Below are 21,452 nucleotides of genomic sequence, written 5' to 3'. Positions count from 1 at the left end.
TCCGCGGGCACGCCAGGATCTATGCATGGCAGTGGACGTAACGGTGGTCGGCGGCGGGATTTCCGGACTCGCGTGCGCCCGAGCCGCCACGGCCGGCGGCCTGTCGGTACGCGTTCTCGATCGCGGCCGCCGCGTCGGCGGGCGTCTCTCGAGCCGAACGCTCTGGGGACGCCCGGTCGATCTCGGCGCTTCCTACTTCGTCCCGGACGATTCCGACTTCGACGGCGTCGTCCGCGGATGGGCGGATCGCGGCCTCGCCCGCCCCTGGACCGACACCTTCGCCGTGATCGACGCCGACGGCGAGCAGACGCGCAAGACGGGACCGATGCGCTGGGCTGCGCCGCGAGGGCTGCGATCGCTCGCTGTCGATCTCGCAGATGGCCTCGATGTGCGCACCGAACACACTGTCGAGCGCGTCGAGCCGTACCGGATCGACGGGGACGAGGCCGGCGAGGTCGTGCTCGCCATGCCAGGCCCGCAGGCTGCGCGTCTTCTCGACGCGGCTCCCGGCAGCGAGCTCGCGTGGGAGCCCGTCATCGCCGTGGCGCTGCGATGGGACAGCCGGCAGTGGCCGATCGATCTGCACGGTGCCTTCGTCGACGCCGACCCGGACGTGTCGTTCATCGCCGACGACGGCGACCGTCGGGGCGACGCCGCGCCCATGCTCGTCGTGCACACGACGGCCGAGCGCGCCCGCGGGCAGCTCGCCGACCCTGCGGCGGCGATCCCGCCCGTTCTCGACGCCGTGCGACGGCTGCTGCGGATCGACGCCGAACCCGCCGCGACGTTCGCCCATCGCTGGACATTCGCCCGCCCCGTGGGAACGACCGGCGAGCCCTTCTCCCGGACTCCGGGGCTGTCCGCCTGCGGCGATGCCTGGGGTGATCGGGCCGCTGTCCGCACGGCGTGGGGCTCAGGTCACGCGCTCGGACGAGCACTCGCCGCCACCTGAGGTAGCGGTCTCGACGCGGGTCGAGCGATTGATCGGCCGTCGGATCCCCTGACACGCTGGATACATGAGAGCGACGATTCGACCACCGCGCCCGACGGACGCGTCAGCGATCGCCGACGTGCACGTCGCGGCGTGGCGGGAGACCTACTCGCACCTACTCCCCGCTGACTTCTTCTCCCCCGAATACATCGCCGGTCGCCAGCGGCTCTGGAAGCATGTCCTTGCCGAGCGACGCGACGACATGGCGATCCGCGTCGCAGAGATCGACGGTGACATCATCGGGTTCGCCTGGCTGGGGCCCAGTGAAGGGCACGACGCCGAGGCACCGCCGCGCGACCGGCTCCTCTACGGCGCCCGACGACGAGGCCCCCGCTCGATCACATCGGGCGGGGGCTCGTTTTGGTACTTCAGCGTACGTAGGCTCTCATGATCGACATCCTTCCGTCGGGGATCTCGACAGTACCCAGCGATCCGCGGATCGGCAAGGGGTGAGGCCGCCCGACCTCAACTGCCGGCGCGACGCCACTCGTCCGAGGTGAGGTGCGACCCCGCCTGCGGGCCCATCTGCAGCATCCCTCCGTCGACGACCCAGCTCGCCCCGGTCACATACGAGGCGGCGGGCGAAGCGAGGAACGCCGCGACGGCCGCGATCTCTTCGGGACGCCCCGGACGACCGAGAGGGATGCCGGGACGATGCGTCTTCTCGGCCTCTTCGGCGTCCATGTCGTTGAGGGGGGTGGCGATCTCTCCCGGACCGAGCGCGTTGACCGTGATGCCGTACTCGCCCAACTCCTGCGCCATCGTCTTCACAAGTCCGCCCAGACCGTGCTTGGACGCGACGTAGGCGGCACTTCCCACCCGAGGCTGGTGCTCGTGCACACTCGTGACGGCGATGATCCGCCCGCCGCGACCCGCGGCGACCATTCGGCGCGCCGCAGCCTGCATACCCACGAAGGCGCCGTCGAGGTTCAGGACGACGTCCTTCCGCCACGCCTCGAGGTCCAGGTCGAGGAACGGGCCACCCGACCCGCCGCCCGCGTTGTTGACGAAGACGTCCACGCCACCGAGGTCGTCGGCGAGCGCGTCGATGACCGACGCGGCGCCCTCGAGGTCGGTGGCGTCGAACCGGGTCACCACAGCGCGCGACCCGCGGGCGCGCACCTCTGCAGCGGTCTGCTCGGCGCCGTCCTTATCGGAGTGCCAGGTGATCCCGACATCCAGCCCCGCCTCGGCGAGGGCGATGGCCGTGGCAGCACCGATGCCGGAGTCGGACGCGGTCACGATGGCGTGCCGGGGAGCGAAGAGGTCAGTCATGCTCTGACGCTATGCCGGAGCGGGCCTGTCCGCGTGGGCCTTGCGTGGCGCGACGGCACTCGCTACGAACTGGATGCTGCCCGAGCCCGACGGGTCGCTCTGACGCCTCCGGTCCTCCGTCAGTCGCCGACGGCGTCGTCCACGGAGTCGCGCGTTGCCGCCGGCGTGCGCGCCGGTGCGGATGCAGCCGCCGCGGAGGCCGGCGCCGCCGCCCCCGTCATCCCGCTCCCGATTCCCCGGCCGACCGCCTGGCCCTGGATGATCGCGGCCAGGTCGAGCCCGGTGGCCGACTCGACGCTGTCGAAGACCGAGCGCAGCGCCTTCGCGCTGTCGCCGCCCACGACATCCGATGCGCCGTCGTCGCCCGAGCTGCCGATGATCGAGACGTTGCCGATCGTGGAGTAGCCCTTGGCGAACTCGGCCATGATCGAGGGCAGCACGTCGAGTACCCGCTGCGAGAGGAAGGCTTCCTGGTTCGAAGCGATGGCCTGGGCCTCGGCCTGCACCGCCGCGGCGCGTGCCTCGCCCTCGGCGCGGATCGCGTCGGCCTCGGCCTGGGCGCGCAGGCGCCGCGCGGTGGCCTCGGCATCCGCGAGGGAGCGCAGCGCGTTCGCCTCACCGGTCGCCTTGGACTCTGCCGCCGCGGCCTCACCGGCGGCGCGGGCGCGATCGGCTTCGGCCTGCTGCTCGGCGATGCGCGTACGCGCCTCGGCCTGCTTCACCTGCTCGATCGCCGCAGCCTCGGCCGCTCGCTCGCGCGTGTACAGCTCGGCCTGCGCGCGGGTCTCGGCCTCGTAGCGCTGCGCGTCCGCGACACGCTTGACATCGGCATCCAGCTGGGCCTGCTTGTTCTCGGCCTGCTGCTGAAGAACAGCCTGCTCGGCCTGGGCGCGGGCGAGGTACTCGGCCTGCTCGGCCTCGGCCCGCGCCCGGCCGACACCCGCGTCCGCGTTGGCGGTATTGGTGTCGAGGGCGGTCTGCTCGACGAGGTTCGCTTCCTTGTTCGTGATGATCTTCTGGTTGATCGCACGGTCGGCGTTGGTCTGGGCGATCTCTGCCGCCTGGCGCTTCGCCTGGATCTCGGGAGCACCGAGCGACTGGATGTAGCCCACCGCGTCGGTGATGCCCTTGATCTGAAACGAGTCGAGGATGAGACCCTGCTCGGCGAGCTCGTGCGAGACGTCGGCGGCGATCTGGTCGGAGAACTTCTTGCGCTCACGCATGAGCTCGACCACCGAGAGGGTCGCGACGATGCCGCGGAGGGCACCCTCGAGCTGTTCGGTGGTGAACTGCTCGATCGCGGCGTCCTGCGAGGCGAAGCGCTCCGCCGCGCGGCGCACGAACAGCGGGTCGGAGCCGATCTTCACGATCGCCACCCCGTCCACGTTCAGTGTGACGTTGTCGAGCGACTGCGCTTCGGCATTCAGCGACACCTGACGCGAGCGCAGCGAGATGATCTCGTGGCGCTGGGTGATCGGATTCACCAGCGACTTGCCGTTGACGATCACCGTCACCGGCGACTCCGACATCTCCGACGAGCTCGTGCCATCGGCGGCCAGCACCGTACTCTGCACCTTCTGCTTGCGCCCCGAGATCACCAGGGCCTCGTCGGCGCGGGCGACCTTGATCCAGCTGCGTGCGAACAGCAGTGCGACCAGCCCGATGACGACCGCGGCCACGACCGCGATGCCGACGATGATCAGGATGCCGACGACTCCGGCGATCTCCATGGATGACTCCCCTGGTGTGTGTGAGTTCTCTCGTGTCGAGCGTCGGTCCCCCCGCGCCCCGCCCCAGCCTGCCAGAAACCCTCCAATGCTGGTTCTCGCCTGTGAACACCGGCACGATGGCGGAAGGTCGGCCGTCGTCATCCTTCGCCGCGAGAATCGCGCAACGACGGCGATCCGAGGAGGACGCACGTGCTGCACACCCGGAAGTCGCTCAGAGACGAACTCCTCGACGAGGTCTTCGCCTCGCCGTACGCCGCAAGCGCTCTGCCGAAGTACCGCATCCCCGACGACGAGCACCTGCCCGACCGCGCGCACCAGATCGTGGTCGACGAGCTCATGCTCGACGGCAACTCGCGCCAGAACCTCGCAACCTTCTGCCAGACCTGGCTGGAGCCTCAGATCCAGGACATCATGGCGCGGTCGATCGACAAGAACATGGTCGATAAGGACGAGTACCCGCAGACGGCGGCGATCGAAGAGCGCTGCGTGCACATCATCGCCGACCTGTGGAACTCACCCGAAGCCGCCGCCACCATGGGCACCTCGACGACCGGCTCGAGCGAGGCCGCGATGCTCGGCGGGATGGCGCTGCTGTGGAAATGGCGTGAGCGTCGCCGCGCCGCGGGCCTGCCCGCCGACCGCCCGAACCTCGTCACCGGACCGGTGCAGGTGTGCTGGCACAAGTTCGCGCGGTACTGGGACGTGGAGCTGCGCGAGGTTCCGATGGCGGATGACCGCTTGCTGATGACCCCCGAGGAAGCCCTCGCCCGGGTCGACGAGAACACCATCGGGGTCGTGCCGACGCTCGGGGTGACCTTCACCGGCGCATATGAGCCGGTGAGCGCGATCAGCGACGCCCTCGATCAGCTCGAACGCGACACGGGACTCGACGTGCCGATGCACGTCGACGCCGCGAGCGGTGGCTTCCTCGCGCCGTTCGTCACCCCCGACCTGGTCTGGGACTTCCGGCTGCCGCGGGTGAAGTCGATCAACGCCAGCGGGCACAAGTTCGGGCTCGCCCCGCTCGGGGTCGGGTGGATCATCTGGCGCGACGCCGCCGATCTGCCGAAGGACCTGATCTTCGACGTCAACTACCTCGGCGGCAACATGCCGAGCTTCGCGCTGAACTTCTCCCGCCCGGCCGGGCAGGTCGTCGCCCAGTACTACCTGCTGCTCCGTCTCGGGCGGGAGGGATACCGGCGGGTACAGCAGTCCTGTTATGACACCGCGCAGCACCTGGCCGCCGAGATCGCGGAGCTCGGCCCCTTCGAGATCATCCATGACGGGTCGCCGGCCGACGGCATCCCTGCGATCTCGTGGCGGCTGAAAGCCGGGCAGGAGGCGCCCTTCACCCTGTTCGATCTCGCGGATCGCCTCCGCACGCGCGGATGGCTCGTGCCGGCGTACTCGCTTCCCGCCGACTGCGAGAACACGGTGGTGCAGCGCATCCTCGTCCGCCACGGGTTCGGCCGCGACGAGGCGTCGCTGCTGATGGACGACTACCGTGCCGCCATCGCGCACTTCGACAGCCACCCCATCACGGTGCCGATGTCAGAGGAGGAAGCAGGCAGCTTCCACCACTAGAGATGCCGGACGAGCGCGACCGACCGCTCCTCGGCGACGAAACCCAGCCCCGAGTAGAGGGTGTTCGCACCCGTCGGGCTCTCGGTGTCGACGTCGAGGATCGCCTCGTCGATGTCGGCATCGGCGATCGCGTGGAGGGCGCGGGAGATCACCAGCGGCGCGAGTCCCTGCCGACGCCGGTCGCGCACGACGCCGATGAGGTCGATGTACGCGTTGCTGCGGCCCCGCGCCTCCCAGTCGTCGTGGTTCACGGTGACCAGGCAGAACGCGATGATCCGCCGGTCGCCGTCGAGCACGACCCGTGACAGGTCGGCGCGGAAGAACTCGCTGCCGACGAACTTCGCCCATCCCTCGCGGGTCGAGGGGAGGCTGCCCCAGTGGTCGCGGAACGCGTCGTTGCGTGCCTCGCGGGCGTCATCTTCTCGATCGCTCGAATACGCGACGACCTCGACACCGTCGGGCTGCGTGACGTCGGGGACCTCCGATCGCTGTCGGACCATCGTCGCGAACCACCGCTCCGGGGCGAACCCGAACGCGGCGGCGAGAGCCTGGTGGCCGGCGTTGACGGCCTCGGCGTAGGTCTTCAGCTCGACGGGAAGCGGTTCGGCGAGCGACGCCGCCGCGTCTGCCACCTGCTGTTCGGCGCGCGTGTTCTGCCAGTCGAACAACTCCCGCCCGATGCCCCGCCGCCGCCAGTCGGGATGCACCGATCCGGCCAGGTGGACGCTGAGTTTCTCGTTCCTCGACGGATGCAGGAAGGAGCTGCCGGCGGCGATCGCTCGGCCGTCCTCTGCGAACCCGATCAGGGTGTCGCGGGCATGGTCGATGTGGGGGAGGTCGAAGGTGTCGGCGATCTCCTCGCGCGGAGTGACCCACGACGGATGGTCGACGGCGTCCGCCGCCGCGAAGATACCGTGGATGGCATCCACATCCGCGCGGGTCGCGGTGCGCCACAGGGCGACATCCGGATGCTGCGGCAGCGCCGGGTCGCCACGGTCACCGGATCGGGTTCCCACCGTGCTGTCCTCGCTCACGGGCTCACCCTACCGACGAAGCCAGGAGCGGGCCTGCCTGCGGCGCGAGGACGATCGGTCGAGGCGCGTACTATCCGGGCCGGTCCATCCTCTCCTCGACCGATCGTCCTCGTCTCGGCCGCGACGCCGCGCCGCGCAGCGCGCGACGGACACGCCTACCGGTGCTCGCTCCCGTCGACATCGGTGTATGCGCCCGGGGTCTCGTCGGGATGGCGGTTGTGCGAACCGCCCCGCCCCTCGGCGTCCTCGTACTCGCCGGGTACCTCGCGGCCATCCGCGGTGCGCGTGCCATCGGCGCGCTCGGCGTCCTCGTACTGCCCCGGCACCTCGCCGTCGTGATGGGTGAAGCGACCGTCTCGCGTCTCTTCGTCGGTGTACTCGCCCTTGTCGGGCGTGGACCTGTCGTTCACGATCGTCTCCTTCGTCGTCGTACCCCACACGCTACGCCCGACCGCCGCTCCGCGGCATCCGGATCGCCACCCTCTGCCTCACCCCAGCTCAAGGCTGGTGATGCCGAAGATGCCGGCCGTCTCGATCGCCGGTGCCTCGCCCGTGTACATGCGCGCGGTCTCGAACGACGGCGACCACCCGTGCGCCTGCGCCCACGCCACGGCACGTGCGTTGACACCGGGCACGTCGACGGCGACCTTCCCCGCTCCACGGTCGTCGGCGAGCGCGCTCACGAGCGCCGACGCCACCGACTCGCCCTCGGCGAAGACGGGGCCGAGCCGCGAGGCGGCGGCCGCGTCGCGGAGCACCGCGAAACCGACGATCTCCTCGCCCCGCAGCGCGACCCGGGCGCTGCGGGCCGGCAAACTCACCCAGGCGGCGAGGAAGGCGTCGCGGGGCGCTCCGAAGCAGCGTCGGTCGTAGGCGGCGAGACGGTCGAAGGGGATCTCCCGCGCATCGACGACCCGCACGCCGGAGGGCGCGGGCGTGGGCACCGGCGACCCTTCGTACCGGATGTTCGTCCAGGCCGGGACGAATCCCGACCGACGGTAGTTGTCCTGCTGGGCGACGACCCCATCGAGGGCGACGACGCGACCGGTCATCCGGTCCATCCCGGCCTGCCATGTCTGGAAGCCGAGACCGCGCCCCCGTACGTCGGCTCGGGCGATGTACATCCCCAGGAAGCCGAAGTCGTCGCCGTACCGGACGACCGAGATGGATGTCACGGGCTCGCCGTCCAGCCGCCCGATCAGGAACCCGCGGGGGTCGGCGACGGCGAAGGCGTGCGCGTCGGTGACGCCGGGGTTCCATCCCTCGGTGACGGCCCACTCGGCCATCATCGTGACGTCGGCGGCGCTCGCGGCGCCGATCTCGAATGCCATGCTCAGACCGTAGCGCCGAGCGTTCCCGCGGTCACGGCCGGGCAGTCCGCGCTGTTGCCCGTGGCCCGGTGCTGCGCTCGTCCAGCTCCCCGTTCGTCTGGCGTGTCACCACGTCGTCAAGGTCCGGAGGTTCTCATACCCAGCCCCAGCTTGCGGTTCCTCGACCCTCCAACCAAGGCCACGGAGCACCTCGGCTGCCTCCGCTGGGGCATCTCGCGTCACCGCCCTGATCTGTCGACGCCGCCACCGTTCTCGACCCTCAACGAGTGCGTCACGCCAGCCCTCGAGTGAATCGATGCCGCATTCCTGGATGAGGAACTGCAAGAAGTCCTCAAGACATGGGCGAAAACGTTCACCACCAACGGGAAAGTGGAGAGATGAGAGCTGATGCGGTGCTGTCACTTCGCCTGGCCGTACGGCATGGGATCGAGCGAGCAAGTGAGAGAGGGCTCCTCGCTCGGCGTGCACATGCCAGTGGGTGGTGGGCGTCGTGTGCATTGCTGCGTCGAACTCAAGGCGCATCAAGGGCTGCCGATCGAGTGTCGAGTGCACTGCCATTTTGGACAAGACGGTCTTGAGATACTCGTCGCGCCGATCCATGCTGAGGTACATTTCCGCCGTCAGGTCCGCGAGGTGGTCGCCGTCTACGTAGAGCGGAATCCGGTTGCCGTGGGCGGGATCGTCGGGTCGAACCCAATACCGATGAGAATGCGGTGTCGTCACTGACACGACGCGTATGGTCCCGGGAAGCACCTGCCGGAGCGTGCTCTGAACCTCATCTGCGAATTCGGCTGACCGCGTCTGCAGATCCAGATCAGGGTTTGCCATCAGTCATTGCCGAGTAGGAACTCAATCCCCTCGAGTTCGTCCTTTGCATCCCACTCCTCCGGGGTGAGAGCTGCTGCGACGATTCTGGCCTCGAACTCAGTGCGACTCAGGTTGAGGCGATCGAGGATCGCTTCGCGGCGAGCAACGAGTGCATCGTGCGTGATCTCTCGTACGGGTGCCATGGCTCCTCCAAGTCCTCCAGGATGCACGTCTCTCGAGTGCTTGATGCAGTTAATCATCTACCCCAGACATCATCGACGGCGAGAACGGCGCCGCCTCAGTCGTTCTCGCCGAACCCGTCCCTGACCAGCTCCCGCAGGGCGGCCACGGCCTGCTCGGCGTCCGGGCCGTCCGCCTCGATCCGCAGGGTGTCGCCCTTCGCTGCGCCGAGCGACAGCAGGCCCACCATGCTGTTGGCCTTCACCGGCCCCGCTCCCGAGGTGGCGTTGGAGATCCGGATGTCGGCCGTGAACGTCCTCACACTGCGCACCAGGGTCGCCGCAGGCCGGGAGTGCAGGCCGACCTCGTTGACGAGGGTCTCCTCGGCGACCACACGACCGGGAGCCGGCGCATCGGCGGACGGGGTTTCGCCCGCCGGCGGCGCCGCCGGCGCCGCGGACTCCGCGCCGTCGTCCCGCCGCTTCGCCGCCAGCGCCCCCCGCGCCTCGGCGGCCACCTCGTCGAGCGTGGCGCCCGAAAGGGCCCGCACGATGCCCGCCGTCATGCCCTCGACGAACGGCCCGTCGCTGATGCGCACCGGCTGCGTCGACTCCCGAAGGTCGAGGGCGAGCTCGGCGCTCAGCACCGCCGACCCCAGGTCGGTCATGACGAGGACTCCATCGGCGTCCGACAGCTCGTCGATCGCCTCAGCGATCGCGGCGGCGTCGGTGCCGAACCCGCCCATCGCGCCGGAGGCGATCCGCACCGGCGGCGGATCGTCGTGCACCATCTGCATCGCGAGGTCGACCGCGGCCTCCGCGAGCGCGCGGCTGTGCGAGACGACGACGAAACCGATCACCCGGCAGACTCCTTCAACGCCTCGGCGAGCGTCCTCAGCAGGATCGTGGCCGAGACCGAACCGGGGTCGATGTGCCCGGCGCTGCGCTCACCGAGATACGAGGCGCGCCCCTTGCGTGCGACGAGCGGCTCGGTGGCATCCGATCCCTTCTTCGCCGCCTCGGCCGCCGCCGTGACCGCATCGGCCGCCGACCCGCCCGCGGCCACCGAGGCCGACAGCGCCTCGACGGCCGGATCGAACGCATCGATCATCGTCTTGTCGCCTGCCTCGGCGTGCCCGCGCGCGACCACACCGGCGACCCCCGCGCGCAGCGCTGTCTCGAGGTCGCCCGCGCTCATCTCCCCGCCGGCGGGCGCATTCTTGCCCATCTCGAGGAACAGGGTGCCGTAGAGCGGCCCGCTCGCCCCGCCGACCGACGAGATGAGCGTCATCCCGACGGTCTTGAACAGGGCCGGGATGTCGGCGGACTTGCTCGCCTCGAGCTTCGCCGTCACCGCGGTGAACCCCCGGTTCATGTTGGTGCCGTGGTCGGCGTCGCCGATCGCCGAGTCGAGCTGGGTGAGGTAGTCGGCGTTCTCGCTCAGCGCGGCGGCGGCTCGACGGATCCAGTCGCCGAGCGCGGCAGTGGTGACGGCATCCGTCATCTCAGGCCCCCCACCGCAGGCCTGTGGTGTTCACGGGGGCATCCCAGAGGCGTAGCGTCTCGTCGTCCGCCTGGGTCAGCGTCAGCGAGCATCCCGCCATGTCGAGGCTCGTGATGTAATCGCCGACGAGCGACCGGGCGACCTCGATGCCGCGCTCCTTCAACGCTGCGGCGACCTCGGCGTAGACGACGTAGAGCTCGATGAGCGGCGTGCCGCCGAGACCGGTGAGCAGGGCGATCACCGGCGTGCCGGTGAAGTCCAGGTCGTCGGTGATCGACGCCACGAGTTCTCCGGCGATGTCGTGGGCGCTCGCGAGCGGCACGCGCTTGCGCCCCGGCTCGCCGTGGATGCCGACGCCCATCTCGATCTCGTCCTCGGGCAGGTCGAAGCTCGGCTTGCCCGCCGCCGGGACGGTGCAGCTGGTGAGGGCGACGCCCATGGAGCGGCTCGCCTTCGAGACCTTCTCGGCGACTTCGGCGACCTCGGCGAGCGAGCGGCCTTCGGCCGCGGCGGCGCCGGCGACCTTCTCGACGATGACGGTGCCGCCGATGCCACGGCGCCCGGCGGTCCAGGTCGAGTCCTGCACGGCGACGTCGTCTGCGACGATGACCGAGGCGGTCTCGATCCCCTCGTCCTTCGCGAGGTCGGCGGCCATCTCGAAGTTCAGCACGTCTCCGGTGTAGTTCTTCACGATGAAGAGCACCCCGGCGCCGGTGTTCACCTTCGTCGCCGCGGCGAGCATCTGGTCGGGGGTGGGCGAGGTGAAGATCTCGCCCGCGCAGGCGGCGGCGAGCATGCCCGGGCCGACGAAACCGCTGTGCAACGGCTCGTGGCCCGAGCCGCCGCCCGAGACGAGCGCGACCTGGCCTTCGGTGCCGGCGGTCGGCCGCAGGACCAGGCGGTTCTCGTGGTCGACCTCGAGTTCGGGATGGGCGGCTTCCACCCCTCGCAGCGCGTCAGCGAGCACCGTGGCGGGGGCATTGATGAGCTTCTTCATGCGGGTCTCCTCTTCATCGAGTGCCTGGGTGGGCGGCGCGGTCATCGGGGCGCGCACCTGAGACGACAGTAGACACATCGGGCGCGGTTTCGATATGGGTTCTTGGGGAGTTCGCGGCGACGCAGCGCGAGCGCCCCGGAGGAATGCCGGCCCGCCCGCGAGGGTTGAACAGCACATGGATGCCGCGGGCCAGACCTCTTCCCTCATCGCCGACGATACGGCGATGGGCCCGGTGACCCTTCTCGTCGGCGACCTCGACGGAATGACGTGGTTCTACCGCGATGTCGTGACCCTCGAGGTGCTGAGCGCCGAGGGCGACACCGTCACTCTCGGGCGCGCGGGGCGACCCATCGTCATCCTCGTCCATGCGCCCGAGCTCCGTCATGCGCCGCAGGGTGCTGCCGGGCTGTACCACACGGCCATCCTGTTCGAATCGCAGGCGGCGCTCGCCGCCGCGGTGTACTCGGTGGCGCGTCAGGCGCCGCAGACCTTCACCGGCAGCGCCGATCACCTGGTCAGCCAGGCGTTCTACTTCACCGACCCCGAGGGAAACGGCATCGAGCTGTACTGGGATCGGGAGCGCACCGAGTGGTCGTGGACCCACGGACGCATCGAGATGGGAACGCTCTTCCTCGACCCCAACGGGTTCCTTCGCGAGCATCTGACGGAGGATGCGGCGGCGGGCGCGACCGCGCGTGATGCCGCCGCGGTAGGGCACGTACATCTGTCGGTGGGCGACATCGCCGGCGCGCGGGCGTTCTACGTCGATGGGCTCGGTTTCGCCGAGACCGCCGCCTTCCGGGATTCGGCCCTCTTCGTCAGCGCGGGCGGCTACCACCACCACATGGCGATGAACGTATGGAACTCGCGCGGTGCCGGCCCGCGCATGCCGGCGCTCGGGCTCGGGCGCGTCGACCTTGTGCTCCCCGGTGCCGACGACCTCGGCGAACTCGGTGAGCGTCTGCGCCACCACGGCGTCGCGGTGCGCGACGACGGCCGGGGACTCTCTTTCGACGACCCCTGGCGGAACGCGGTCTTCGCGACCGTCGACTGATCGGTGCGCTTGACCTTCTCACTGTGACAGGGTGTCGACTGGGTGCGGAGGTCGCACATGACAGATACGACAGAACATCAGCGAGCGACGAACCTGCGGGCGGCGCTCGCCGTGACCGATGCGTCGCGGCGTCTGCAGGCGGCGCTGACGGCGGGAACCCACCCCGATCCGGCCTGGATCGACGTGCTCGTCGATCGTTGCGCGGTCGAACCCGACTTCTTCGTCCGCGACATGCTGACGTGGGCGCTCGTGCGGCAGGATCGGGCCCAGACACTCGATGCGCTGGTGCCCCAGCTCCAATCCGACGTCGCCCAGGCGCGGAGTCAGGCCCTGCACACGCTCTCGAAGATCGCCGATCCCGCCACCTGGCCCGCGATCACCCCGGCACTCCTCGCCGATCCCGACGACGAGGTCGCCGCTGCCGCCTGGCGCGCGGCCGCAGGGCTCGTGCCCGCGGGATCCGAGGCGGCGTTGGCGGCGAGCCTCACCGCACAGTTCGGCCGAGGCGATGCGGAGACGCAGCGGCGGCTCAGTCGTGCGCTCGCCGCGCTCGGCGACCCGGCCCGGGCGAGCGTCGAGAGGGCGGCTCGATCCTCGGATGAGGCGATCAGCGCGCATGCTCTGGCGACCGTCGCCCTGATCGACGACCCCGACGAGTCGTTCGAATCCGCGGTCCACGAGGCCAAGCGTGCCGTCGCGTTGCGCGCAGCGCCCTCGGCGGAGTAGGCGTGCTCATCGGCGAGGTGGCGCGGCAGTCGGGACTCAGCACCCGGATGCTGCGCCACTACGACCGCATCGGAGTGGTGACCCCGACCGGACGGACCATGGGCAACTACCGCTCGTACACCGAGGCCGACCTCGAGCGTCTCCTGCATGTTGAAGCGCTGCGCTCTCTCGGGCTGTCTCTTTCGCAGATCGCCGAGGTGCTCGACGATGCCGCCTTCGACCCGTCCCGATTGATCGCACAGGTCATCGCGCGGGCCGAGGAGAGCATCGCCCGCACGGAAGAGCTCGTCGCCCGGCTTCGTGCGGTGAACGACTCCCAGCCGCGGTCCTGGACAGATGTCCTTCACACCGTCGGGCTCATCCGGGATCTGGAGAGCCCCGCCCCGTCGCAGCGACAGCGCACCGCGCTGACGAGAGGGGCCACCGATCAGGATGCCACCGTGCTGGTCGCCGCGCTCCTGCGCGAACCGCACGCCGACGCGGCCGGGGCGCTGCAGTGGGCGCTCTCGCGCATCGGTGACGCCGCGCTCCCCGCGCTCGTGCAGGCGCTCTATGCGCCCGACGAGCTCTCACGACGACGCGCCCTCGATGCGCTCGAGAAGATCGGCAGCCCCGCCGCGCGAGAGGCGATCGCCGCGGCGGACGACAGCGACGACCCACGGGTGCGCGCACGGGCCATCCTGACCCGCGGGCGACTCGGAGACCCGGCGGCCCTGCCGCGCCTCGTCGATCTCATCCGCGCCGGAGCGGATGATGTCGCCGCAGCCGACGTCCTCGTGAGCCTCGTGCGCGACCGGGATCTCGCCCGAGTGGCGGTCACCGCCCTGGTCGCCGTGCTGGAGGACGCCGATCCGCACACCCGCCGGCGGGTGGCGGCCGCGCTCGGAATGATCCCCGGGTCAGAGGCGGTCGTGGCGTTGACGGCGCTCCTCGACGACGATGACCGCGGTACGGCCCTGACGGCGCGCGCCCTGTTGTCCCGCCGCGCCCCGCACCCGGCCGAGAGGGGATCCGGCCCAGCCCCCTCGGCCGGCCCAGCCCCCTCGGCCGGCCCAGACCCCTCGGATGGCCCAGCCCCCTCGGATACTGTCGCGTGATGGACGACGTCGTCGAGCTGGCCTACCCCTTCGAAGGGTGCTGGCGCGTGCAGAACAGCCCCGCCGATCGGGTGCCCAGCCACGGCACGCGCGCGTTCGCATCGTCGTTCGCGATCGACTTCGTCCCGGTCGGCCCTGACGGTCGCTCCGCCCCGTTCACCCTGCGATCGCTCCTGCGCACCGAGCCCGCCGAGGCGTTCCCCGGATTCGGGCGCCCGATCCTCTCGCCGGTCGCCGGAACCGTCGTCGACGTGCATGACGGGGAGCCGGATCATCCCGCCCACCGGGGGTTGCGGTCGATCGCCTATGCGGTGACCCAACGACGACGCGTCGCCGCGGGGTGGCGGACGCTGGCGGGAAACCACGTGATCATCCAGGCCGGAGACGCGGTCGTCGCCCTCTGCCACCTCGCGGCGTCGAGCATCACGGTGACCGCGGGCCGGGACGTCGGCATCGGAGATGCGATCGCCGGCTGCGGCAACTCCGGGAACAGCACCGAGCCGCATCTGCACGTCCAGGCGATGGACGATCTCGACCCCACGCGCGCTCGCGCGCGACCGATCAGGTTCGCCGGATCGATGCCCCGGAACGGCGCCATCGTCCGGGCTTCGGAGTAGCGTGAGCCCGTCCTTGGTGAGATCGCGAGCCGGGCGCGGCCCGGGCGGGGGAGGAACATGACCGACGACGACGGCCGGACCGGCACGATCACACCGGCGGCCTTTCACGCGGCGACGGATGTCGCACAGTGGCGGGTGACCAGCACGGGCCCGCAGGCGGTCTGGCGCTCGCCCTCGCTGCGCGACACCGCTGCACTCGTGGGCGACATCCTCGACGCCGCTGAGCGGTTCGGCATCCTTCCCGACATCGACCTCCGTCCGGAAGCGGTCGTCGTCCGGGTGCCGTACCGCGATCTCGACGGCATCCCCGCGCGCTGCCCGGCTTTCGCCGCTGCGGTCTCTGCGGCGGCGACGCAGCGGGGGCTCGTCGCCGATCCGTCGCTCGTGCAGACCGTCGGCGTCTACGTCGCGCAGCACTCCGGAGTGGACTCGCGACCGTTCTTCCTGGCGGCGCTCGGCTACGACCCGCTCGGCGACACCGACGCGGTCGACCCGTTACGCGCAGGACCGCCGCTGGCGTTCAATCCGATCACCGGCGATGCTCCGGGTCGCGGGCGGACGCACTTCGACGTGTTCGTTCCCGCCGATCAGGCGCGGGCGCGGGTGGACGCGGCGCTCGCCGCCGGCGGGAGACTGGCCGATGACTCGTACGCACCGCGATGGTGGTCGCTCGCCTCGCCCGACAATCACGGGGTCGACATCGCTTGTTGGACGGACACGTTCGACTGACGCCGTGCCCGGCCGGGCCAGGCGGGGTGACGACGGATGACGGCCGCCACCGCCACACCGACGACGGCGCCCAGCCCGTTGGCGAGGAGGTCCCGCGGGTGCGAGATGCGGTCGAGGGGGATCTGCGCCAGCTCGATCCCGAGGGTGAGAAGGAGCGGCAGTGCGAGCGCGAGCACACCTCGCAGGAGCAGGCCGGTCGCGACCCCGATCGGCACGAACATCAGGACGTTGAGCACGATCTCGAGGCTCCGCCCGTCGGTCCAGGCCGCTTCATCGGTCCAGGCCGCCGGGTTGAGGATGCCCCACCGCGCCTCCGACCCTTCCGTCGCCCACGGCAGCGGGCGAAGCGTGACCCAGAGGACGAGGCCGGTGTAGAGCGCGCCCAGCAGGAACACAGCGGTCGATACCGTGCGACGGACGGCGGGGGAGGCGGGGCGGCTCATGACTCGATCGAACCGGTCGCCCGCCGGCACGTCAACGCGATACGGCAACCCCAGCGACTCTGCACCGCGGTTTCCCAGGCGTCGCGGGCGGCCGGCGCGTGCTCACCGGCGCGCGAGCGCCTCCCAGTCGGCGTCGATCATCCGGGGCTTCCGCCGCGAGATGCGCGCCCGCAGCACGGTTCCCACGGCGGGCCAGTACCGCTTGTCGAGCACGACCTCGGTCTGAAGGGTCTCGCTCTCGAGCCCCGGCGCTTCGAGCGCCAGGTCCATCGTGCAGGTCTGGTAGCGCCGGCGGAGGGTGGGCGGTGTGAGGGAGAGGATCCGGATGGTGCCCACGTACGCATCCGCCATCTTCGATCCGCTCAGGCGCTCGAGCGTCGCCGCCGCATCGTCTTCCCATTCCTCCATGGGTCGAGCGTAGTGGGCGGTGTGCGCCTGGCCCCGCGTGCGTCACGACCCGTCAAATTCGGCGGTCTCGGTCGACGCCGGGCCGCCGTTCTCGACGGGTCGCCGGCCGAAGCGCGCGCGACGCGACCGGGGCCGCTCGCGCTGTGCTTCGATGAACACATGACGCTGCAGGGGAGAACGCGATGAAGGCCACCATCATGTACGGCGCCGGCGACGTGCGCGTCGAAGAGGTCGCCGATCCCGTCATCCAGCATCCGACCGACGCGATCGTGCGGACCGTCCGCACCTGCATCTGCGGCTCCGACCTGCACCCGTATCACTCGATGAGGCCGTCTTCTCACGGCCAGAGCATGGGACACGAGCTGCTGGGCGTCGTCGAGGAGACCGGACCAGAGGTGACCACAGTGAAGAAGGGCGACCTCGTCATCGCCCCCTTCGCCTGGTCGGACAACACCTGCCCCACCTGCCGCGACGGTTTCCAGACGGCCTGCCCGCACGGCGGCTTCTACGCCACGCGCCAGACCGCCGGCCTGCAGGCCGAGCTCTCCCGCATCCCCCTCGCCGACGGCAGCCTCGTCCCCGTGCCGGGGGTGACCGAGGATGACACCCCGGTGCTCCCGTCACTCCTCACCCTGTCGGACGTGTACCTCACCGGCTATCACGCCGCGTTCATGGCCCGGGTGCGCCCCGGCCAGACCGTCACCGTCGTCGGCGACGGCGCGGTCGGGCTGTCAGCGGTGCTTGCGGCGAAGCAGCTGGGCGCCGAGACGATCATCCTGATGGGCCGTCACCGCGCGCGCACCGACCTCGGCGTCGAATGGGGCGCGACCCACGTGGTGCCCGAGCGCGGTGATGAGGGAGTCCAGCGGGTGCTGGCCATCACCGACGGCCTCGGCAGCCACGCCGTGCTCGAGGCGGTCGGGCACATGCCGGCCTACGAGCAGTCGTATCGCGTCGCGCGGACCGGCGGGGTGATCTCGCGCGTCGGCGTGCCCCAGTACGAAGAGGCCGGGGTCGGGTTCCGGTCGCTCTTCGGGCGGAACCTCACCCTCACGGGCGGCCCCGCGCCGGTGCGCGCCTACATCGAGGACGCCATCCCGCAGGTGCTCGAGGGCACGATCGAGCCCGGTCGCGTTTTCGACGTCACGATGCCGATCGACGACGTGCCCGCCGGGTACGCCGCGATGGACGCGCGCGACGCGCTCAAAGTGCTCGTGACGGTCTGAGGGTGGCAGCTCCCCGCACGGCGGCGCGCCCGGTGGGCACGCCGGCGGTGCTGGTCGCCCAGTTCCTCCTGCGCACCGCGTCGGCCGCCGGTGCTCTGGCGCTCGGGGCCTACTTCGTCGACCTCGCTCGTGCCGGAGCGCCCGTCGGCGCCCTCATCCTCGGTGTGCTCTCGGGGCTGAGCTTCCTCGCCGAGCTCGTCCTCGCCCCCATCGCGGGGTCGGCGAGCGACCGGCGGGGGCGTCGCGTCTTCCTCATCGCGGCGCCGCTGCTCGCCGCCGCCGGCATCCTCATCACGCCCGGTGCCTCGCTGATCGCCGTCGCGCCCTCCGCCGCCCTCGTGATCGCCGTCGTCGCGACCTCCCGCCTCCTCGACGGGGCGGGAGCCGCGATCGCCGCCCCCGCGACCCTCGGCCTCCTCGCCGACGCCAGCGACGACGACCGGATGCGGCGGGGACGCGTGACGAGCATCTACGAGCTGTCGTCCTCCGGCGGCATTGCGCTCGGGGCGGTGACCGGTCCGCTCCTGTACGGAGCGTGGGGACTGTGGTCGTTCGTCGTGCTCGCCGCCGTCTACCTCGCGGCATCCCTCCTGGTGTTCGTGTTCGTGCGACCGGATGCCGCGGGCGCGGCCCCTCGGCAGGCCCGTGGCGTCCGTGAGCGCATCCGGATCATCGGCCAACCGCGCCTGCTCGCCTTCCTGCCGGCATGGATCGCGGTCAACGCCATCCTCGGCACGTGGGTCACCTCGCAGATCACCTTCGTGCTGGCCGGCGATCGCACCGCCGAGGGCCAGCTCCTCCCCGGCGCCTTCGCCGACAACGAGGCGGGCCTCTCCGCCGTCCTCGGCGTCTACGTGCTCGTCTTCAGCCTGTGCATCGTGGCGTGGGCGTTCTTCATCGGCCGCCTGCCGACGATCCCCACCCTCTTCGTCACCGTCGCGGGCGCCGTCGTCGCCTCGATCGGACTGCTGCTGCTCAACCGCGGCGCGCCGCTGGCGGTCGCGATCCCGATCGTGATCGCGGGGATGTTCCTCGAGGCGGGGTTCACTCCCGCCGCCCTCACCCACCTCAGCGACATCTCGTCGGAGTTCCGCGAGGACCGGGGCCTCATCATGGGGGTGTACTCGGTGGTCGTGGGGGCGGGCTACCTGCTCGGCAACGTCCTGGGCGGCGTCTTCGCCGAGTGGCTGCTCTTCGACGGCCTGGCGATCCTCACGATCGGGCTCGCCGCGGTCGCGATGATCTCGATCCTCGTGATGGCGGTCATCGAGCGGCGGGTGGCGGACACCGCCGTCACATCATCGAGCTGAAGTACAGCAGCCCGATCGGCACCACCATCAGCATGCCGAGCACGATGCCGGTGATCGACAGGCCGAAGCGACGCTGGCGCATGACGCCGACGATGAGACCGGCGATCGCCAGGATCAGCACGAGCGCTCCGCCGATGCCGAGCGCCGGGATCATCACGATCAGCAGCCACCAGATCGCGTTCATCTCCGGGATGAGCCCGACGAGGAACACGAACAGGGTCGGCAGCAGGCAGACCATCGCGATGATGACGGCGATGAGCCCGAGGATGTCGAAGCCCTTCTTCGGTGCCCCCTGCGGCGCCGGCATCGCGGCGTAGCCGGGCCCGTAGCCCTGGCTGTACCCCGGTTCGAATCCAGCCGTCATCGGCGTCCCCCTCCGTCGGAGCGATCCTAGGGGAGCCCGAGGTGCGGGTCGATCATCGTCATCCCCGCGGGCGCGGCGGTGTCGAATCGGGGGAGGAGAGCGGATGCCTCATCGAGCCCGATCACGCGCTCGATGAGGTCGTGCGGGCGGAGCGTGCCCGACGCGACGAGCTGCATCATCCCGGGGTAGTCCGCCGCCGCCATCCCGTGGCTGCCGAGGATGTCGAGCTCCCACGCGATCGCACGCGCCATGGGAACGGCGGAGCGTCCGTCATCCGTCGGCAGCAGTCCGATCTGCACGTGCCGGCCGCCGCGGCGGAGGCTCAGCACGGCGTCGGCGGCGGTCTGGGCGCTGCCGACGGCGTCGACCGAGACGTGCGAGCCCCCGCCGGTCAGCTCGTGGACGACGTCGGGCACGGGTGGCGCGTCCGCGCCCCCGACGACGACATCGGTCGCGCCGAGGCGGCTCGCGACGGCGAGGGCGCGCGGATTGGTGTCGACCGCGATCACGCGTGCGCCGAGCGCGATCGCGATCATGACGACGCTGAGGCCCACACCGCCGGCGCCCACGACGGTGACCCATTCGCCCGGGGCGACGCGGGCCCGGGCGGTCAACGCCCGGAAGGCCGTCGCGAACCGGCAGCCGAGGGCCGCCGCGGCCTCGAACGACACGCCTTCGGGGAGCGCGACGAGGTTGGTGTCCGCGGCGTGGAGGGCGACCTTCTCGGCAAAGGACCCCCAGTGCGTGAACCCCGGCTGCTGCTGGGCGGGGCACACCTGGGCGTTCCCCGCCCGGCACCATTCGCACACCCCGCACCCGCACACGAAGGGCACTGTGACGCGGTCGCCGACGCCGAAGCGGGTGACGCCCGTGCCGACCTCGGAGACGACGCCCGCCAGTTCGTGACCGGGCACGTGCGGGAAGACGATCTCGTCGTGGCCGGCCCAGGCGTGCCAGTCGCTTCGGCACAGGCCCGTCGCGCGGACGTCGACGACGACGCCGCCCTCCGGGGCCGCGGGCTCGGCGACGTCGGTGACGGTCGGCATGCCGCGGACGGCATGGATGAGGACGGCGCGCACAGGGCGAATCTACCCGTCCGCGCCGCCGTCTAGGGTGGGGGCGTGCCCGAGCCTCACGTCACCCTCTCCGCCCCGAACGGCCTGCCCGACACCGACACGATCGTCACCTACCCGCAGGGGGCCACCTCGAGCACCGGACGGGTGGTGCACGTCGAGGACCTCGGCGACGGGCGCTCGGCCGTCCTCCTCGATGTCACCTGCGTGCACCCCGTGACCGCCGCCTGGCCCGATCAGCCGGCCGATCGCGCGGTCCTCGAGGCAGCGGGAACGACGTTCCCCGTGGTGGACGCGGTGGTCGGCGGCATCCGGGACGGACAGCTGCTGCTCGGCTCCGACCTGCCTGTCCGGATCGGCACCGAGGGCTGGGTCTTCGTCGTCGCGCACATCGTCGAGGGCTCGGGCCCGGAGGTGTCGACCGAGGTGCGCGCGGTCGTCGACGCCGATCATCGCACCGCGCTGTCCGCCGGGCACACCGTCTGCCACCTGGCCTCCCTCGCCCTTAACGCCGCGCTCGCGGACGCGTGGTCGAAAGACGTCCCGACGGATGCCCTCGGCCACCCGAACTTCGATGCGCTCGCGATCGAGACGAGCCGCATCCACCCGGGCGGTTCGGTCGACGTCTATCGGATCGGGAAGTCGCTGCGGCGCAAGGGCTTCGTCGCGACCGCCGTCGATGGTCTCGACGCCGTCGCCTCGCGCGCGAACATGCTTCTCGCGGAATGGGTCGCGTCCGACGCGCCGGTCCGGATCGATCGGGACGGCGACGGGCTGTCGTCGCGTCGCGCCTGGGTGTGCGAGCTGCCCGGAACGACCGTGCGGATTCCGTGCGGCGGCACCCACGCGTCGCGGCTCGGCGCCTTCTCATCGGTGTCGATGATCCTGGAGGCCCGAGACGTCGAGGGCGCCCGCGAGGTCACGATGACGACAACGGGCACGACCACGATCACGCGGTGACCGGCCCGCTGAC

Annotated in this window: 24 protein-coding genes; 11 read left to right on the top strand and 13 right to left on the bottom strand. The window is 70.8% G+C overall.

The window, feature by feature from the left end:
- Positions 1-25: 25 nt before the first annotated feature.
- Both T9R20_RS16860 and T9R20_RS16855 read left to right on the top strand, forming a co-directional pair.
- A complete protein-coding gene (locus T9R20_RS16860; protein ID WP_322410491.1) occupies positions 26-952 on the top strand; it encodes an NAD(P)/FAD-dependent oxidoreductase in 927 nt (308 codons plus the stop codon).
- Positions 953-1,016: 64 nt separating this feature from the next.
- Positions 1,017-1,382 carry a hypothetical protein gene (locus T9R20_RS16855; protein ID WP_322410490.1) on the top strand — a complete coding sequence of 122 codons (366 nt, stop codon included), beginning with the start codon at positions 1,017-1,019 and terminating at the stop codon, positions 1,380-1,382.
- A gap of 74 nt (positions 1,383-1,456) precedes the next feature.
- Here T9R20_RS16855 and T9R20_RS16850 read toward each other — a convergent pair whose 3' ends face one another.
- Together T9R20_RS16850 and T9R20_RS16845 are read right to left on the bottom strand one after the other, a co-directional pair.
- Positions 1,457-2,266, bottom strand: a complete 810-nt coding sequence (locus T9R20_RS16850) for an SDR family oxidoreductase (protein ID WP_322410489.1) — start codon at positions 2,264-2,266, stop codon at positions 1,457-1,459.
- A 119-nt stretch (positions 2,267-2,385) separates the two neighbouring features.
- Positions 2,386-3,996 carry an SPFH domain-containing protein gene (locus tag T9R20_RS16845; RefSeq protein WP_322410488.1) on the bottom strand — a complete coding sequence of 537 codons (1,611 nt, stop codon included), beginning with the start codon at positions 3,994-3,996 and terminating at the stop codon, positions 2,386-2,388.
- A gap of 189 nt (positions 3,997-4,185) precedes the next feature.
- Here T9R20_RS16845 and T9R20_RS16840 point away from each other — a divergent pair, with 189 nt between their 5' ends.
- Positions 4,186-5,580, top strand: coding sequence for a glutamate decarboxylase (locus T9R20_RS16840; protein WP_322410487.1), 1,395 nt, complete (start codon positions 4,186-4,188; stop codon positions 5,578-5,580).
- Here the strand turns inward: T9R20_RS16840 and T9R20_RS16835 are convergent.
- From T9R20_RS16835 to dhaK, 7 genes are all read right to left on the bottom strand, one after another.
- Entirely contained in the window at positions 5,577-6,614 is a 1,038-nt protein-coding gene (locus T9R20_RS16835; protein WP_322410486.1) for a GNAT family N-acetyltransferase, read from the bottom strand. The genes T9R20_RS16840 and T9R20_RS16835 overlap by 4 nt on opposite strands.
- A gap of 155 nt (positions 6,615-6,769) precedes the next feature.
- A complete protein-coding gene (locus tag T9R20_RS16830; RefSeq protein ID WP_322410485.1) occupies positions 6,770-7,024 on the bottom strand; it encodes a hypothetical protein in 255 nt (84 codons plus the stop codon).
- Positions 7,025-7,102: 78 nt separating this feature from the next.
- Positions 7,103-7,945 (bottom strand): GNAT family N-acetyltransferase, encoded by an 843-nt coding sequence (locus T9R20_RS16825; protein WP_322410484.1) that lies wholly within the window; start codon positions 7,943-7,945, stop codon positions 7,103-7,105.
- 827 nt (positions 7,946-8,772) lie between these two features.
- Positions 8,773-8,955, bottom strand: coding sequence for a hypothetical protein (locus tag T9R20_RS16820; protein WP_322410483.1), 183 nt, complete (start codon positions 8,953-8,955; stop codon positions 8,773-8,775).
- Positions 8,956-9,050: 95 nt separating this feature from the next.
- Complete coding sequence (gene dhaM, locus T9R20_RS16815; RefSeq protein ID WP_322410482.1) at positions 9,051-9,791, bottom strand: dihydroxyacetone kinase phosphoryl donor subunit DhaM; 741 nt, start codon at positions 9,789-9,791, stop codon at positions 9,051-9,053.
- Positions 9,788-10,435, bottom strand: a complete 648-nt coding sequence (dhaL, locus tag T9R20_RS16810; RefSeq protein ID WP_322410481.1) for a dihydroxyacetone kinase subunit DhaL — start codon at positions 10,433-10,435, stop codon at positions 9,788-9,790. The genes dhaM and dhaL overlap by 4 nt, the downstream gene beginning before the upstream one ends.
- Before the next feature lies 1 nt (position 10,436).
- Positions 10,437-11,432, bottom strand: coding sequence for a dihydroxyacetone kinase subunit DhaK (dhaK, locus tag T9R20_RS16805; protein WP_322412208.1), 996 nt, complete (start codon positions 11,430-11,432; stop codon positions 10,437-10,439).
- A gap of 175 nt (positions 11,433-11,607) precedes the next feature.
- On the opposite strand from dhaK, the gene T9R20_RS16800 reads away from it, so the two are divergent.
- Genes T9R20_RS16800 through T9R20_RS16780 form a run of 5 tightly spaced genes read left to right on the top strand, consistent with a single transcriptional unit; the run spans position 11,608 to position 15,655 of the window.
- Complete coding sequence (locus tag T9R20_RS16800) at positions 11,608-12,486, top strand: VOC family protein (protein ID WP_322410480.1); 879 nt, start codon at positions 11,608-11,610, stop codon at positions 12,484-12,486.
- A 57-nt stretch (positions 12,487-12,543) separates the two neighbouring features.
- Entirely contained in the window at positions 12,544-13,212 is a 669-nt protein-coding gene (locus T9R20_RS16795; protein ID WP_322410479.1) for a HEAT repeat domain-containing protein, read from the top strand.
- A 2-nt stretch (positions 13,213-13,214) separates the two neighbouring features.
- Positions 13,215-14,309, top strand: coding sequence for a HEAT repeat domain-containing protein (locus T9R20_RS16790; RefSeq protein ID WP_322410478.1), 1,095 nt, complete (start codon positions 13,215-13,217; stop codon positions 14,307-14,309).
- A complete protein-coding gene (locus T9R20_RS16785) occupies positions 14,309-14,926 on the top strand; it encodes a M23 family metallopeptidase (protein ID WP_322410477.1) in 618 nt (205 codons plus the stop codon). Before T9R20_RS16790 ends, T9R20_RS16785 begins: the two co-directional genes overlap by 1 nt.
- 57 nt (positions 14,927-14,983) lie before the next feature.
- Positions 14,984-15,655 (top strand): VOC family protein, encoded by a 672-nt coding sequence (locus T9R20_RS16780; protein WP_322410476.1) that lies wholly within the window; start codon positions 14,984-14,986, stop codon positions 15,653-15,655.
- Here T9R20_RS16780 and T9R20_RS16775 read toward each other — a convergent pair.
- Both T9R20_RS16775 and T9R20_RS16770 read right to left on the bottom strand, forming a co-directional pair.
- Positions 15,613-16,098, bottom strand: a complete 486-nt coding sequence (locus T9R20_RS16775; protein ID WP_322410475.1) for a VanZ family protein — start codon at positions 16,096-16,098, stop codon at positions 15,613-15,615. The genes T9R20_RS16780 and T9R20_RS16775 overlap by 43 nt on opposite strands.
- A 102-nt stretch (positions 16,099-16,200) precedes the next feature.
- Complete coding sequence (locus T9R20_RS16770; protein WP_322410474.1) at positions 16,201-16,506, bottom strand: hypothetical protein; 306 nt, start codon at positions 16,504-16,506, stop codon at positions 16,201-16,203.
- 182 nt (positions 16,507-16,688) lie between these two features.
- On the opposite strand from T9R20_RS16770, the gene T9R20_RS16765 reads away from it, so the two are divergent.
- The gene (locus T9R20_RS16765; RefSeq protein ID WP_322410473.1) at positions 16,689-17,732 is read left to right on the top strand and encodes a zinc-binding dehydrogenase; all 1,044 of its coding nucleotides are present in this window, start codon (positions 16,689-16,691) and stop codon (positions 17,730-17,732) included.
- Between the two features lie 2 nt (positions 17,733-17,734).
- Positions 17,735-19,042 (top strand): MFS transporter, encoded by a 1,308-nt coding sequence (locus T9R20_RS16760; protein WP_322410472.1) that lies wholly within the window; start codon positions 17,735-17,737, stop codon positions 19,040-19,042.
- On the opposite strand, the gene T9R20_RS16755 is transcribed toward T9R20_RS16760, so the two are convergent.
- Together T9R20_RS16755 and T9R20_RS16750 are read right to left on the bottom strand one after the other, a co-directional pair.
- Complete coding sequence (locus tag T9R20_RS16755; RefSeq protein WP_322410471.1) at positions 19,026-19,406, bottom strand: hypothetical protein; 381 nt, start codon at positions 19,404-19,406, stop codon at positions 19,026-19,028. The two genes, T9R20_RS16760 and T9R20_RS16755, sit on opposite strands and share 17 nt — an antisense overlap.
- A gap of 26 nt (positions 19,407-19,432) precedes the next feature.
- On the bottom strand, positions 19,433-20,485 hold the full coding sequence (locus T9R20_RS16750) for an alcohol dehydrogenase catalytic domain-containing protein (RefSeq protein ID WP_322410470.1): 1,053 nt from the start codon (positions 20,483-20,485) through the stop codon (positions 19,433-19,435).
- Between the two features lie 42 nt (positions 20,486-20,527).
- On the opposite strand from T9R20_RS16750, the gene T9R20_RS16745 reads away from it, so the two are divergent.
- On the top strand, positions 20,528-21,439 hold the full coding sequence (locus T9R20_RS16745; RefSeq protein WP_322410469.1) for a metal-dependent hydrolase: 912 nt from the start codon (positions 20,528-20,530) through the stop codon (positions 21,437-21,439).
- Positions 21,440-21,452: the final 13 nt, after the last annotated feature.

This window comes from Microbacterium invictum (assembly GCF_034421375.1).
GTDB classification, from domain to species: Bacteria; Actinomycetota; Actinomycetes; order Actinomycetales; family Microbacteriaceae; genus Microbacterium; species Microbacterium invictum_A.
This window is presented reverse-complemented; position numbering and strand designations above follow the sequence as displayed.